We start from the raw sequence: 15879 nt of genomic DNA on the forward strand, positions 1-15879 counted from the left end.
TCATTTGCATGATGTTCCATAGCCCGAAAAGAAAAACTGCTTGTCATCCCGACGAAGGAGGGATCTGAGTGCATATCTTCGAAGAGTGTTCACAAGCGTTAAACCCAGATCCCTTGTGCCCCGGGATGACAAGCAACATTCTTCCAATTCTTCAGACATCTTAACGAAACGACATCGATTTATGATTCGTATTGTGTGTCCAACTTACAAATGATAACTACCTGATGACTTAAGAAAATATTTAAACCAACACTTTCTTAATACTCAGATTGCTTTTATTCTTTTCTTATTAAAGCGGAAATAGTTCGGTAAGTTTCTCTTCCAATGCTTCTGCTCTCAGGTTCTTCGCGATGATCTTACCATTGGGATCCAGCAGTACATTTTGCGGAATGGCTCTGACAGAATAGAGTTGCGCTACTTCATTGTTCCATCCTTTGAGATCTGACACTTGTTGCCAGGTTAGTCCATCTTTTTTGATTGCGTTCAACCAATTTTGCTTCTCTTTTTCGGTATCAAGAGAAATGCCTAAAATGTCAAATCCCTTGTCATGAAATTTCGCGTACGACTTTACCACATTGGGGTTTTCAGCGCGGCACGGACCGCACCACGATGCCCAAAAATCAACCAGTACATACTTTCCGCGGTAGCTGGATAGTTTTACAGGATTTCCCAACGTATCGTTCAGCGTAAACTCAGGCGCCACCGCCCCAACGGCTGTTTTTTCCATCTTGTCAAGCATTACAGCATAATCTTTACCAGCTTTGCTGTTTTGTACATTTTCTGAAAAAGATTTAAACAATGGAGCCACTACAGCATAGTCAGGAATAGAGCCTCCGAATTTTTTCAGGGCATCAAGACTTACCACACTGCGTGGATGAGCTTTGATAAACGTTGTATATGCATTCTTTTGCTCTTCGTCAATTGCATTGTATTTTTTATCTAATTCAGCACGAACTGCTTTGTCTTTTTGTTTCTCTTGTGGCAATGCACGATAGTCGGCCATGAATGCATCCATCTTGTCTGTCGAAGGTTTTAACGCCTGTATCAGATTTTCATAGTCGTCATTAATGTTCCCGGATATTTTGGCTGTCGCAAGAGAATCTTTTCCGTTTATTTTAATATTGCCGGATTCCAGGTACATGGTTTTCCGCTGTACATTCTTTCCCTTGATTCCATCACCGAGGTAACTAAAATTTATTGTTCCCTGTATAGGCTCTTCAATACTTCCTTTGAATGCAAATTTGCCTTTTATAATGGCAGAGGAATCGAAGATGGCCTGACTACCCTGGCGATAGGACAGATACGCCTTTGCAGGTGCGTCAATATCTCCTACTCTTCCGCTGATAGTAAATTCTGCTTTTTGTGCCAGCAATGTGCAAGGCAATAAAACTGCAAGACCGATTACGCTTAATTTCATTAATTGTTGTTTTACAAGGTTATGGTGCCTGGAAATTAAACGCAGTTATTTTTCCAAAGCCGCCGTATGTTTTTATGTATGCCGGATCTGTTACAAGTCCACCCACTCCCAGTGTTTGTAGCGGAATAGCGATGATCTTTCCTTCTTTGGTGTTTTCATTGTATGTACTTAACAGCAGCAATCTGTTAGCTGAAGTTGCAGCTATCCTTTGTGTATAGTCGTCAGGGGCAGTTAAACTCGGTAAAGACATTCTGCCACCTTTAATATGCATTTTCATTCCGGTGATCTTTTCTCCATTCGCAACGGTGTATCGCACGGTTGGACTTGTTCCACCTCCCGTCAACAGCGTTGTTGAATACACTTTAGTATCTGTTGCATAAAACAGCACATTCTCCTGTGTAGATTCGGTATAAAATTTCGATTGGCCAATTTCAGGATTGCTGCTAAGATCATTTATAGCATAACCCATTTTGCCATTTACGGGCGATAATACCGACAGCTGGTAAACAGCGTACTGGTCCAGATCCCTTGTCTTCATTACCGCAAATACTTTTTGATTATATCCTTCCTCCATGTTCAGACAAGTTTTATTTCCCATGTTATTGGGATCATATGCCGGCGCGGGATTAGAGTTGTCAAATACAGGATAGGCCACTAGTGGCGCAGAGTTAGATGTGATGGTAGGCAACATCAGGAACCTGTTGTTTTTTTCGTCATAAATAGCTCCGCCGTTGGTATTGGCCGTTTGCAGGCCACACATTTTTTGACACGTGTAGTCTGTCTTGTCAAACAGGAAAGCATACCCGTATTGGAAATTCGTTCCATACCGGCTATGCACTTTTCCGTTATTAACAAGATACTCGTGCGCATTATTTACAGCCACGCTCTGCACCATGTTCGGACTTATTGCAGCCGGAGGAAGTATGAAATTATCGTTCCCTAATTTAGTGTATACATAGCTGATAGGATTGATACGGGTTATGGCATTATCTGTTATGCAAGTGAGCACGCGGTTGTTTTGATAGTTCATGTAAGCCACCCCCTTAACAATCCCTGTAAGCGGCGCTCCGTTGGCGGCGCTGTAGAGATTTCTGTAAGTAAAGCTAACACTATCGTATAAGATGTTTGAAGTAAAATTATATGACATGATCAGGCTCAGATCACTATTGATTCCATCTTTTGTATCAGCTACTACTAATCCTTCACCAAAGCGCGGATTTACGGTCACGATCCATGAAAAGAAAGCCTTGAGATTGGTAGTGGTGTCTGTTACTGTCAATATAAGTGAATAAGCGCTTGAATTCGGCGCCTCTGTAACTACTCCTTCCAGTTTCTTCTGCGTGCCTATGACACGTTTGTAACCCTGGAAATAATTCATGGTCCAGCTGTAGGTCAGATTGTCGGTGTTCATTCCCGCTTTGGAAATATTCGGACTAACCCTCAAAGTATCCATTTGAAATACAACATAAGAACCGGGAACGCCTGTTGTGTCAATAACAATAGGGCTGGGAGTATGTATATTATAATTGGTTCGGTCCTTTAAGCAGGATACGGCCAACACAGAAATGAACAGCAGTATGTATGGTGATATTTTTTTCACAAAGGTAAATTTGATTTTATGAATTCATTTGCATGCTAAATCGGCATGGTAACCAGCTGACCGGCATAAGCTCCATCATCGTGTTTCAATTCATTGCCAGGGTGCGCAGCGTTGTAGTTTATCAGCGCTTCCTTTACCTTTAAGCCATATGCCTGTATCTGGTTTGCGTTCCACCACCAGGTCACCGGATCCGCAGCGGCTTGCGTAGGATCGTAAGGAAACGACGACACGCCCGCTGCCTGTATCATAAACTTGTACCAGCCTGTTGAAAATGGTGTTCCAAAATAATACTTCAACCATTTCCAGTTAGATGGCTGAATTATTTTTCCTGTCCACGTTATATCTACAATCGGGCTCAGCATCGGGTCCAGTTCATTAGAGCCCACCAGTTGAACTCTCATCTTTACGATAGAGGAATCTACCGTTGCATTTCTTTTTAGCACAATAGCCACTTTCCCATCAAAGCTGTTTCCGGGCACTTTACCCTGCTTGATTTCATAGAGTGTGGCCGGCACATTGGTGTTGCTGTCGTTAACGATCTGAATATTGAATGACCTGTCATGATCACTTTTATTTCCCGATAGTTTCACCGCCAAATAAATGGTTTTGGCACTGGAGTCAATATCTTGTGTAAACGAGTAGGAATAGGTTGGTGCGGTAAAATATACTGCAGGGTCATCCTTGTAAATTTTAATTTCCTCCTTTTTACAGGATGCTAAAAAGACAACTATGAGACTGGAATATTTTATTAATTGTTTCATGATTGTTCTATTTAAAGTTTTGACTTTTGTTTTTTCGTGAGGGATTATTGTCCTCCCATTTCGAGTTCTTTTTGCGGCAATGGCAGCACATATACACTGTTATCCATAAATTTTGAAGTGCCCGGAATACCTGCTTTACCACGTCTTTTGTAGTAGTAAAAGAGTTGTCCTTCGCTTACAAATTCCTTTCTGTATTCCTTTTCAATCTCATTAGTAACGCTGTCCTTTGAAATGTTCGTTGTCAAATTATACGAACTTGAAATCCCACGGTTTATTCTCACCGTGTTCAGATAGTTTACTGCATTTGCCTGGTTGCCGGTTTCGTTGTTGGCCTCGGCGAGTACATAGAACATTTCGGGGAGTTTAATAATAGGCATCCTGTCCTTGAATGTGGAATTTGTAACGTAGGTGAATTTCAGCAACAGGAAATCCGTGGTGGAAACTTTATTGTACAATTCCTTGTAACGGTAATCTGACAATGACATGTTGGGCTTCGTTGCTGTTTCATACAGGTTATTTGCAACCGTACCATTGTGATTGAGCCGCGAGTAATTGATATTGATACCATCTAAAGCATACTGCTGAATGAAGGGTTTCACTATGTCGTATAAATTCTGAACATTCAAAGAGAAAACATGCTCTGTGCTAAAGGTGTAGTCTTTGTTTACCGGATTAGGATCATTGATATTTCCGCTGTGAAAAGTAACGAGGTTCTGCATACCGCCTGTTATCACTTTATTGGCCGCAGCTATGGCTTTGTCATATTCTCCGGTCCACAGATACAAGCGGGCCTGCGTAGCTTTCACAGCAAAATAATTGAACCGCCCTCTTCTGTCGTTGTAGAACAAATCAGTGTTGGGTATTTCCAGTGTATTTTTTTTAAGCGTGATAGAATCATACGGTGCCAGTAATGCCTCTGCTGTATTAAGATCTTTCTTCAGCGAATCAATATAATCAGAAATCGTAACGGGAATTGTTTTCGCCTTTGAATATTTTGTAACATAGGGAAGAATTTTGGTGGTTAGTTTGGAAGGATCATTTGCAAGGTTTCCGTAGCCAAACAAACGTAGAAGATCAAAATGCAGGAACGCTCTCAATCCTACGCTTTCTCCTTTTATGAAAGCATAGTTTGCAGGATGCAGCATGCTTTTCTTCTGGTCTATATTTTCAATTAGATTATTCAGGTTAGCAATTACATTGTAATTGCCTGCCCAGATGTTTTCAATTTTTGGAACAACGGTTAATTGATCATATTGGTACAGCGATGCATAATAATAAGGATTGCTTGATGTTGCTATATAGTATTGTTGGCCCAGGGCATCAACGAATCCAACGTTATTTTCAAAGCCGTAGGTGCTGGTATTTGTCATCAACAGGTAGTTCCCAATTAATGCATCTTTAAACCCCTGCTCAGATTCGAATAATTTATTCGCTGAAATTTGCGACTTGGGGGAAATCTCCAGCCACTTTTTACAAGATGTTAATCCTGCGAAAAGCATTGATATTAAAATTAATTTCTTCATACTGTTAGTTTAGTAATTGGTTATTCAATTCAGGGAAACCCACGGTTGTTAAAATGTTGTCTGGATCGAGAAAGAAAATTTTCTTGAAAACGGGTAAGACAACCCACGTTCAACTCTTATAGATGATAGCATAAAGACATCATTCATATAAAAGCCGCAACGCAAACGCTCCATGCCAATACTTTTTACAAATTTCCATCTGTAGAAATCGTAAGAGAGATTTACAGAAGCGAGGCTGAATTCGTTTCTGTCCTGCACAAACCGGTCGCTTGGTTGTGTTCTCGTGTATTTTACAGTGTAAGTGCCATCGGGGTTTTGAACGCTCACTGCAGCAAGAGACTTGTAAGGCTTTACATCGCCCGGCTTTTGCCATGTGCTGTTTAACACTCTTTTATCTACGTTAAAACTCATATCCACATTTTCAACCCTGTCTATCAATGTCTGATTGTATAGTTGCGCGCCATAGAGATACCTGAAAAACACGTTTAGTCCTAAGCCTTTGTATTCGCCATTGAAACCAAGTGTTCCTGTTAATTTTGGCATATTATCGCCCACCACCTTCTGGTCAGCTGCAGAATAAGTGTAGGTTTTGTTTCCATTTTTATCCAGGTAAATCTCCTGGCCATTTGCAGGATCTATTCCCATTGACCGAACCGCCCAGATAGAGTTCATTGACATGCCCTCGTAATATTTGACAACGGCTTTATTATTGAACTTGTCGTTTGCAATCTTATCCTGGGCTTCATTGTAAGACCTTAAAGCATCCGAAATGGAAACTATCTTATTCTCGTTATGAATGGCCGATCCGGTAACGGAAAAGAACGACCTGGTTTTCGGGTTGGCATAAAAAGTATAAGTAAGCATTCCTTCAATACCTATGTTCCTTATTTTGCCGAGGTTTTCTTTCACCGAAGCAAAGCCTGTGGAAGGAGCAACAGAGTAATCAATCAGGGTGTTCAAAGTATTACTCTGATACACATCTATACGACCAACCAATTTTTTCTTTATAGTAAAATCTAGCCCTACGTTATAATCCATTTTCTGCTGCCATTTCAGGTCCGGATTGGCAAGCCCCATCAGATAAGCGCCCAAATAATTCTGGTACACTTTGTCGAGCACATATTTGTAAGTGGCAATGGATTGATAAGAACTAAAGTTCTGAGAACCGGTTGATCCAACTGATCCACGTAGTTTCAAGCGATCAAACAAGTTGAGATTCTGTACCCATTTTTCATTTTGAATGTTCCAGCCAATACCCGCGCTCCAAAAATTTCCCCATCTGTTGTTTGAGCCAAATTGAGAGGAAGCACTGGCCCTGTACGTAGCATCAACAAAAAAGCGATTGTCGTACGAATAGTTGGCAACCGACAACACGCCCACATCGCGGGAAGTTCCTTCTGTACCCGTTGGGCGGCTATTGTATTTGGCGTATTGATTAGCAAATAAGATATCGGTCATTCTATCATTAGGAAATCCTTCTGCCTGGTATATCACTTCTTCGAAGCTGTTCTCGCTGAGGTTACCACCAACGTTGGCAAAGAAGTAATGTTTATCGCCGAATAGTTTTGAGTAATTGATGTTAAGGTCGCCGCTGTATCTAACCTGGTCGCCTTCGTTGCGTTTATATGATCCCTTTCTGAAAAAATCGGCACCAGTATAGCTATCAAACTTTGCATAGTTGGCGGGATAAAACTCATCAGCCTGGTTTTTTGTAGCAGTCACCCCGGCTCTTAAAGTGGTTTTCAATCCCGGCAGGATAGTCATTTCTGTATAGAAATTATCCGTTACATCCAGGTAGTCATTTGTCAGTTTGATATTGAGCGTTGAATTGTACAATGGATTGGGTGCATATAAACTACCGATGCCAGAATATCCCGTATAGGGAATGATTCCGGTTTCAGCATTCTTCTTAACAATTCCAAATGAATCATACGGTGTCCAGTAAGGATTCATTTTTGAATAGTCACCAAAAGTGCCATAGGGCGAGTTCGTTCCTTTGTTGCTTGTTACACTTAAGATATCGCGGAATAACAACTTTTTGTACCTGTACGATAGTGAAATTGAAGTGGCGAAAGTGTTTCTGGATGAACCTTTCATTACCCCCTGAATATTGTTGTAAGAAAAATCGGCGATTACATTCAGATTCTTCTCCCCGAGTTCGACTGACAATGCATGTTTTTGTCCCAGGCCATTTCGCAGTGGCAAAGAAGCCCAGTCAGTGTTTACACCCGCAAGCACTGCCGAAAGATGGGCGTTATACTGTTGGTCCAGCGTTAATTGCGTTTGAAAGTTTGGAACCACTGTCGGGTTTTGAGAATACATGCCGTAGATCTTTTCGGCCTGCAACTTTTCAGCAGAGTTCATAAGATTATAGCTCGAAAGATCGGGCATTTCCCAATCAAGGCTTCCACTATAAGAAATCTTCGCTTGTCCTCCCGTAAGTTTTTTTGTTTCAATAACAACAACGCCATTGGCAGCTTTCGATCCGTACAAAGCTTTTGCGGAAGCGTCTTTCAAAATAGTAACACTCTCAATGCGGTTCATGTCCAAATCAACCACTTTTGTAAGACTGGCTTCAAAACCATCGAGAATAAAAAGCGGCTGATTTGGATTATTAACATACCCACCTTTCAAGTCCACATCCTGTTGTTGAGGAAAGGAAGAAGTACCTCTTAAATTCATATCGGGCATTTGATTGGGATCAGAGCCCATAGTGAGGTTATCGAATATCATAAGAGAAGGTTCCAGAACCTTAAGGCTCTGCATAAGATTCTTGTTGTTCACTCTAAATAGATCTTCTTTGGACAAAATAGTGACGGCCCCTGTAAAACTATTTTTATTCCTGTTAACGATACCGGTTACCACCACATCTCCCATTCCGGTAACCTTTGCACTTAAAGTCACATTGATAACAGGTTCTCCCGAAATCACCACTTCTTTTGTAGTCATACTTGCGCCGCTAAATACAAGTACCTTATCTGAACTGGTTACAGATAGTTGATAAAAACCTTCGGTATTGGTAGAGGTACCCTTGTGGGTTCCTTTCACAGTTACCGATACACCGGCCAAAGCGTCACCCCCTTCACCGGTAACACGTCCTTTTAAAATCCTGTCCTGCGCTGACGCATATTCATTCGTGTTCGATTTAGAAGGTTCCTCCTTCTGTTTAATTACTATTTTTTTACCCTCAATAGAATAGTTGAGGTTTTTACCACTCAGGCAACGTTTCATTACATCATCCAGTGAGGCATTAGACACTTCGATGCTAACTTTTCCCGCACGGTTCAAAGTTTCATCCTTGCAGAAAAAACTGAAATTTGTTTGCCTGTTAATTTCTTTAAAAACGGTTTGCAGGGAAGCGTCCTTTAAGGAGAGACTAATGTTTTGGGCTTTGATGGACGCCAATGTGAATAAGGAACTCAGAAGAACCAAAGTCATTTTCAATTTCATAAGCATACATACTTTGCTTGATTCCCGTTACACCGCTTGTCGATTCAGCGTGAACGTGATCAAATGTTCGTAATAGTTAGTTTTGATATAATAGACCGCCAATTTATTGTTGGCAGGGTATTAACTGTGGCAGTTGTTAAGTATAGCGTTTCCGGTATTGTTAAATCTATAATTGAGACCTTTAACACCTCCTTTTTTGATTGATTAAAAAATAATTTATTAAGCTTCGATTTTAGAATTGAACCACTATCTTTTTATTTTCAATTTTAAACTTAATGCCTTCTGCTTCCATCAAACTCAGCACCTCTGAAACATCGCTGTACCGACTCACTATTCCCGTAAATGTCTCATGACTGATTTCCCCCTTATATTCAACTTCCACGTCGTACCATCTACTGATTTGCCGCATAATGGTTACGATATCCTGGCTGCTGAAATTGAAGCTTCCGTTTTTCCAACCCATCACCGATTCAAGGTCAACGTTCTTTTTAACATTGATCTTTCCGTCATCACTCAGCTGAACCTGTTCGCCAGGTACAATAACGGCAGATTTGTCGTGCTGTAAATCGTTAAAGCGAATACTTCCTTCCAATAGTGTAGTATTCATCTGCGGTTCATCTGTGTAAGCATTGATGTTAAAATGGGTTCCGAGTACTTCCACTTCACCCTTACCATCAATGTTTATCTTAAACGGCATGTCTTTATTTCCAGCCACTTCAAAATAGGCTTCACCGGTAATTTCCACGCGTCGTTCGCTTCCAATGAATTTGGTTGGATAACGAATAGAACTGCCTGCATTTAACCATACCTGTGTACCATCTGACAATGTGACCTGGTATTGCCTGCCTTTTGGCGTTCTCATTACATTATAAACCACCTCATTTCCACTACCCTCATACGTCAATGAACCATTAAGCACTTTGGCGGTAATACCACCTTGCAAAGCAACAACACCATTCTTTGTTGAATCTAATAATACCTGCGAACCATCGGCAAGCGTAAGGACAGCGCCATTATTACCGGGAACGATATCTGTTTTTGTCTGTGCTATGCCGGCAGTGCCCGCATCCTTTCTGTTATTTGTATAGAAAAAAGCCCCCGCTCCCAATACAAGTATAATTGAGGCTGCAGCTACCCAACCCCATCTGCGAAGAGTACGCATACGATAAACGCCAGGCGCCGGATCAACAATATCTTCACGATGAATCTGCTGAAGAATCTTTTCCTTCATTTGCTTTTCCAGCAGCACCCGCATGTTTTCAGGTGCAGCAACCTCCACCACTTCGTCATGGAAGGCATAATACCAATCGTTTACCAGCTGCTTTTCTGCATCCGAGGCTGTGCCATTCAAATAGTTGTTGATAGCAATCTTAAGTTGTTCAGTAATCTCCATTGTATCGCTTCTTATAGTAAAGTGTAAAAAGAGAGGAGGAACACGTACGTGAAAACAAAGTTTTTTTTAGAAAACCCAGGAAAACATCACTTTGAGTGATTTTCGAAGAACGCGAAGCGCTTTTGACAGCTGCGTTTCAACGGTGCGGGGAGAAATATTCAGCTCACTCGCAATTTCTTTCACGGAAAGTCCTTCCCCGCGGCTGTATTTAAAGATCAAGCGGCATTTATCCGGCAACTTGTCTGTTTCATCATTTAAAAAAGAGAGCAGGTTTTTGTAATCTATTTGTTCTTCTACCGTTTTATGCCCTGCCTCTTCCGATCCGATATGCCCTTCAACCAAAATGGTTTGACCAGATTTACGCAAATGCGTGAGGGTCATGTATTTAACCGCGGTAGCCAGGTAGCTTTTTAAAGAATGGACCTCTGCCCTGTTCCGGTTGCTCCAAAGACTGGTAAAAACATCCTGCACAATATCCTGTGAAAGGTGAATATCTTTGGTGCGGTTGTAAGCAATAGCATATAGCAATTCCCAGTGTAGGCTGTATATATGGGTAAAAGCAGACTCATCTCCTTGCCGCATGCGCAAAAGCAGTTCTTGTTCGTCGTATGATTGAATGGCTGGCAAAGTTTTGGTATAAAAAAATAGATAATCAAACTTATTGAATTATTAGAAATAGTAATCACTGTTGCCGGTAAAAAAATTGACCATTTCTGCTCTGTGTATTTCTTTTCAAAAGTTTTGATTATTTAGCTTTTAAATAAAAAGTAAATATGCTTTTATCATTTACCAAGCCCTTCACATACTTTTTTTCCTGAAAGCACAGGAAACCCAAAATTTGCAGAATAACGGAAAAGAATTTTTCCTGTGTATATTTTTTAGTGAGTTAAAATATTCCTGTATACGGAGTTATTTAAATTGAGCGACCTGACCTGTAGATGCCTGCACCGCCTTCCATTGAAAACTGAGCGGGTCCATAGATTTTTTGCGGCTGGTTAAGAGATCAATAGGCACATGTATAAATCTGTCGTGCATATATCCGATAACTAGTCCTGTTTTTCCCGCCATTGCTGCATGAACAGCGTTTCGGGCAAACATGTCACAGAGTATAGCGTCTTCTGAGTTAGCTGCGCTGCTCCTGACAATATAACTGGGATCAATGTATCGTATCACTACTGGAATATTTTCGTTTTTGAAATATTTTCCAATGGTATCCCGCAGAAATACACCTATATCTTTAGCCTTGATGTTTCCCGAGTCGTCTTTTTTCATTTCATCTGCTGTAAATAGGTCCTGGCCGGCTCCTTCAGCTACTACGACCAAGGCATGCGAACGTTCAAGAACACGTTTTTTTAATGCAGCAAGAAATCCATTTGGGCCTTCCAGTTTAAAAGCCACCTCAGGAAGAAGGGCAAAATTTACGTCCTGGCATGCAATTGTTGCACCAGCAGCAACAAATCCTGCATTCCTGCCCATAAGTTTTACCAGCGCAATACCATTCTCAACACTTATTGCCTCGTTATGTGCATTGCTCAAAACTTTGCTCGCTTCCGACACTGCGGTCATGTAGCCGAAAGTTCTTGTAACAAAAGCAACATCGTTATCAATTGTCTTTGGAACGCCCACGACCGCCAGGGGATAGCCTCGTTTCTTAGCCTCTTGAAATAATTCATTTCCGCCTCGCTGGGTTCCGTCACCACCCACAGTAAAGATCATATTTACTTCCCGTTGGATAAGGTTGTCAACTGCGATGCGAATATCGACGGGTCCTCTCGAAGTACCCAAAACAGTGCCGCCCTCTTTATGAATACTGTGAACAAATTTTGGAGTAAGCACGACAGGTTCCTTTCCGTTTACGGGATCCAGGCCCTGATATCCTCCACGAAAACCAATCACCTGTTTCACGCCATAAGCGTGATGAAGTTCCAGGAACAAAGACCTTATGACATTATTTAGACCAGGGCAAAGTCCACCACATGTAACTATGCCTGCCCGTGTATTTTTCGGATCAAAAAAGAGTTTGGAACGTGGCCCTGCCAATTCAAATTTCAAGTCGTCTTTTGCGGTCGATGCCGGGTCGATTACAATATTCTCTGGGATGAGAAGGCTGTCGCTGACGCTGTGCCCGATCGGAGATTCAAATTTTGCTTCGCCCAAAACTGTTATATTCATTTCTTTAACCAATTTAAGTCTTAAACAAACTAAAGCTCGAATTGTAATAAAAGGGGTAAAATATTTTTTATGATATCAGCTGCAGAATTCTTCAGTAAGGTTGATTTGTTTTCTAAAAATCGTACCAGGCGTGCACAAAGGGATAATATTCCTTAGAAGTTATATCAGGATGAAATAATAAAGTAAATTTTACGGTTAAAATGCCGCCCTATCTCCAACGACTCTCAATTTTCCTTTTCGCAAACAGATACTGACTACCATTTCACATTAAAATAAGAAATTTGGAAATGGTCAAAAAAAGCCTCACGATCGCAAAATGCGCAAAGTGAGGCTTTTTCTTTGTCTATTTTCCAACACGCCCTTGGCTGCCGTGGAGTATAGATTTATAGCAAAAACTAATTTATTGTATTTAACAACATTCCAATAGAGTATTTCACTCTATGTTTGTTTTATTGTTCCAACACCTTAAACTCGGTACGGCGATTTAATTGATGCTCGGCTTCAGTACATTTCACACCATTTCTACAACCATTTACAAGTTGTGTTTCACCATAACCTTTCGCTGTTAAACGATCGGCGGCTATACCGTGCTGAACAAGATATTTCACTGTTGAAGCTGCTCTGCGTTGCGACAACTTCATGTTGTATGCATCATCCGCTCTTGAGTCAGTATGTGAACCCATTTCTATCTTCCACGTAGGATTATCATTAAATATTGTTACCAGCTTGTCCAACTCAACCGCCGCATCAGGACGAATATCAGATTTGTCCAAATCAAAATAAATATTCTCCAGCTTAATCGCAATAGGCTTGCTTCTATCCGCAACCTGCAACATGTACAATGTTTTGTTGATCGTTTTTGATTCTGTCAATCTTTTTGTCGTCAGATTTTCATTGCGAACATTTGCATAATCCGTTTTTGCTACATTAATTTCATAGTCCGTTGATGAATCCAAATCGAAATGAAATTCGCCTTTCTGATTTGTCAATCCTTTAACTTCAACGCCCGTATTTTTATTAACCAGTGTAACAACCGCATCAGGTATTGGTAAATTGGTGGTTTTGTTTAACACTGTACCTACTAATATAAAGGTCTTTTTCGGCACTGGCGGTACCTCCGGCGAAAAATTAAAGCGATAAATATCATCATATCCTTTACCTCCCGGCCTGTCAGAAGAAAAATACAACGTTTGACCACTTGCCCAAAACGGAGCAAAATCATCTTGAGATGAATTTACGGGAACCCCCATGTTAGTCACTTTCCAACTGTCACCTCCGAATTTTACCGCTTTATAAATATCTAGACCGCCGAAACCTGCCCGGCCATCGGATGAAAAATAGAAATTCCCATCTGCACCAACATAGGGTGTTCTTTCATTACCAACCGTATTTATATCAGCCGACATTCCAACAGGTTCACCCCATTTACCATTCACATCTTTTTTGCTGTAATAAATATCTGTCCCTCCTTTTCCTCCACTCATATCACTTACAAAAAACAAGGTATTTCCATCTGCCGAAATAAATGGATCCCCCACTGAATAACCCAACAAACTATTGTAAGGAAAATTTTGAGGTTCCCCCCAGCTTTGTTTAGAGTCGTCCCAAACACGGTATTTTATAGCTACCATCATTGTATAGGGCACTTCTTTATGCCAAAACGATCTCCTCTTTTTTACATACGTAGTCATCGCATAAAACATTGTTTTACCGTCTGCGGTAAAACTCGGTGACGCCGTATGATAGTCGCCGTTTATTTCCTTTATTAACTTATTGACTGAGTCTGTTCCGTTGTTTTCGTATATATGCAGATAATTTGCACCTGTCCAACCATATACATCCTTTCGTACGTTTTTCAATGAAAAGGATGGCGTTTCCCCAATACTATCTCTTCCGGCATCTGAAGCAAAAATGTATTCACCCTTTTGTAGTACCAATCCCCAGTCCGAATTTTTACTGTTTAGGATCGCCATATTATTTAATCCGCCCTTTACCGGTCTGTTTAACTGTGTAAGAGATGAATCGCAACCTTCCAGCATTTTTTTCGCAAGCTCGTTATTCTGTCCTTTAGATAAATACTGCTGTAATACGTCCTTTGCCTCAGTATACTTACTGTTGGATATCAATACTTGTGCATAACGATATTCATCTTCCGGAGTATGGCTTTGATCCGACAGCACTTTGCTATACCAACTCTCTGCGAATACATAGTTTTTAATTTTACGATTACACTCAGCAACACCACGGGCAGCGTTGAGTGTTTTTTTCTTTTTGTATGCTTTCTGATATAAATCCCGCGCAACACTGTAATTATACAGCGACGCCTGTTCATCTGCCCTTTTCAATATAGCCTGCCCGTAGCCCTGAGCGATTATCCCCAGCATAAAAAATCCCAACGTATATATATATAAGTTTTTCATTACAGTATTTTTATTACACATTTTTCATTGATTACCTCATCAGAAATAGCGAGGCGACAGCATGGCTCCTTTCTTATTCGCAAAAAAGAACCCTATTGATATCTCATGAGTGGAGAACCTTTGTGTCGTTGTTGCATTTAATGAATAATCGTATGCATAGCCTATGCGCAATTTCTCATTAACCATCAATTCCAGCAAGCCAACTACATCCGCACTTTTCTTTAAGTTTTTATCAAATGCAGATTTGTTATAAAAAGATGGTATTGCGGTCCTGTATGAGGCGCCCAACCACAAAAGTTTTTGAAATAAAAACATACTGTTTACATCAAGGCTTGTGGGTCCGGCAAGGTCGTCCTTTAACAAAAAAGATGGCTTCCATGACACCTCATCGGACAAAGGCACCAACCCTCCCGCTGTAAAATACCAGTGTAGTTTCGGAATAACATATACCCCTTTTATGTCGTCTTTTCTATTCCATGAATTGGTGATTAAATTTGATGCAGAAGCGCCGATATAAAAACGATCACTGTTATAGAATACACCCACTTTTGCATCTGGCATAATCTTCGTTTTAGCAGCAGTTATAATGGTAGGATCCCCTTGCTGGTTAGGATCCAGCTTACTCATGTTTAATCGGTCTTGCAAAATACCTATGCCAAAACCGAGTGATAAAGTTTTGCCTTCATATTCGTTGACACCTAAAGGTATCCTGTATGCGTAATTTCCGTAGACTGAAGTATTGGTTTGCGCTCCCAGTACATCATTTACAATCTGGAAGCCAAGTCCTGCTCTGTTATCATGAACTGTTCCGTCAGCTGCCAGTGACATCGTTTTCGGGGCACCGGGAAAACCCGTCCATTGATTGCGATAAAATGCATTGACATTCCATTGTTCGCGATAACCCGCATAGGCTGGATTTATGTATAAACCGTTAAACATATACTGTGAAAACTGAGCGTCTTGCTGGGCATCGGCCGTTTTTGCACACATCAATGTCGCCACACCCATTATCAATCCTAAAAACTTATTTTTTTTCATCCTGCTTTTTTTATTAATTAACCGGATTTTTTCAAATACAATTATTGTACGTTCTCCTTTTTCAAACCAATAGACAGTAAAGAAAGTATAGGATGCAGATGCTTT

Annotated in this window: 10 protein-coding genes; all 10 read right to left on the reverse strand. The window is 40.7% G+C overall.

Features of this window, described 5'->3' with window-relative positions; translation table 11 throughout:
* Positions 1 to 289: 289 nt before the first annotated feature.
* The 10 genes from QJ048_RS16755 to QJ048_RS16800 all read right to left on the reverse strand — a co-directional run bounded on the left by QJ048_RS16755 (position 290) and on the right by QJ048_RS16800 (position 15774).
* Positions 290 to 1417 carry a TlpA disulfide reductase family protein gene (locus tag QJ048_RS16755; protein WP_282335554.1) on the reverse strand — a complete coding sequence of 376 codons (1128 nt, stop codon included), beginning with the start codon at positions 1415 to 1417 and terminating at the stop codon, positions 290 to 292.
* Between the two features lie 19 nt (positions 1418 to 1436).
* Positions 1437 to 3017: a PKD-like family lipoprotein gene (locus QJ048_RS16760; RefSeq protein WP_282335555.1), complete on the reverse strand. Its 1581-nt coding sequence runs from the start codon at positions 3015 to 3017 to the stop codon at positions 1437 to 1439.
* A gap of 35 nt (positions 3018 to 3052) precedes the next feature.
* Positions 3053 to 3778 (reverse strand): DUF4843 domain-containing protein, encoded by a 726-nt coding sequence (locus QJ048_RS16765; RefSeq protein ID WP_282335556.1) that lies wholly within the window; start codon positions 3776 to 3778, stop codon positions 3053 to 3055.
* A 44-nt stretch (positions 3779 to 3822) separates the two neighbouring features.
* A complete protein-coding gene (locus QJ048_RS16770; RefSeq protein WP_282335557.1) occupies positions 3823 to 5301 on the reverse strand; it encodes a RagB/SusD family nutrient uptake outer membrane protein in 1479 nt (492 codons plus the stop codon).
* 48 nt (positions 5302 to 5349) lie between these two features.
* Positions 5350 to 8751 (reverse strand): SusC/RagA family TonB-linked outer membrane protein, encoded by a 3402-nt coding sequence (locus tag QJ048_RS16775; protein ID WP_282335558.1) that lies wholly within the window; start codon positions 8749 to 8751, stop codon positions 5350 to 5352.
* Positions 8752 to 8983: 232 nt separating this feature from the next.
* A complete protein-coding gene (locus QJ048_RS16780; protein WP_282335559.1) occupies positions 8984 to 10144 on the reverse strand; it encodes a FecR family protein in 1161 nt (386 codons plus the stop codon).
* 66 nt (positions 10145 to 10210) lie between these two features.
* Positions 10211 to 10771 (reverse strand): RNA polymerase sigma factor, encoded by a 561-nt coding sequence (locus tag QJ048_RS16785; RefSeq protein ID WP_282335560.1) that lies wholly within the window; start codon positions 10769 to 10771, stop codon positions 10211 to 10213.
* Positions 10772 to 11053: 282 nt separating this feature from the next.
* A complete protein-coding gene (locus QJ048_RS16790; RefSeq protein WP_282335561.1) occupies positions 11054 to 12316 on the reverse strand; it encodes an ATP-dependent 6-phosphofructokinase in 1263 nt (420 codons plus the stop codon).
* Between the two features lie 449 nt (positions 12317 to 12765).
* On the reverse strand, positions 12766 to 14736 hold the full coding sequence (locus QJ048_RS16795; protein WP_282335562.1) for an OmpA family protein: 1971 nt from the start codon (positions 14734 to 14736) through the stop codon (positions 12766 to 12768).
* A gap of 39 nt (positions 14737 to 14775) precedes the next feature.
* A complete protein-coding gene (locus QJ048_RS16800) occupies positions 14776 to 15774 on the reverse strand; it encodes a PorP/SprF family type IX secretion system membrane protein (protein WP_282335563.1) in 999 nt (332 codons plus the stop codon).
* Positions 15775 to 15879: the final 105 nt, after the last annotated feature.

Origin of the sequence: Pinibacter soli, from assembly GCF_029961145.1 — a bacterium.
GTDB classification, from domain to species: Bacteria; Bacteroidota; Bacteroidia; order Chitinophagales; family Chitinophagaceae; genus Pinibacter; species Pinibacter soli.

What these genes read in the sequence shown, in the direction of transcription:
- QJ048_RS16755 (WP_282335554.1), bottom strand. Translation starts at nt 1,417, where the DNA reads ATGAAATTAAGCGTAATCGGTCTTGCAGTTTTATTGCCTTGCACATTG.
- QJ048_RS16765 (WP_282335556.1), bottom strand. Translation starts at nt 3,778, where the DNA reads ATGAAACAATTAATAAAATATTCCAGTCTCATAGTTGTCTTTTTAGCA.
- QJ048_RS16770 (WP_282335557.1), bottom strand. Translation starts at nt 5,301, where the DNA reads ATGAAGAAATTAATTTTAATATCAATGCTTTTCGCAGGATTAACATCT.
- QJ048_RS16775 (WP_282335558.1), bottom strand. Translation starts at nt 8,751, where the DNA reads ATGAAATTGAAAATGACTTTGGTTCTTCTGAGTTCCTTATTCACATTG.
- QJ048_RS16780 (WP_282335559.1), bottom strand. Translation starts at nt 10,144, where the DNA reads ATGGAGATTACTGAACAACTTAAGATTGCTATCAACAACTATTTGAAT.
- QJ048_RS16790 (WP_282335561.1), bottom strand. Translation starts at nt 12,316, where the DNA reads ATGAATATAACAGTTTTGGGCGAAGCAAAATTTGAATCTCCGATCGGG.
- QJ048_RS16795 (WP_282335562.1), bottom strand. Translation starts at nt 14,736, where the DNA reads ATGAAAAACTTATATATATATACGTTGGGATTTTTTATGCTGGGGATA.
- QJ048_RS16800 (WP_282335563.1), bottom strand. Translation starts at nt 15,774, where the DNA reads ATGAAAAAAAATAAGTTTTTAGGATTGATAATGGGTGTGGCGACATTG.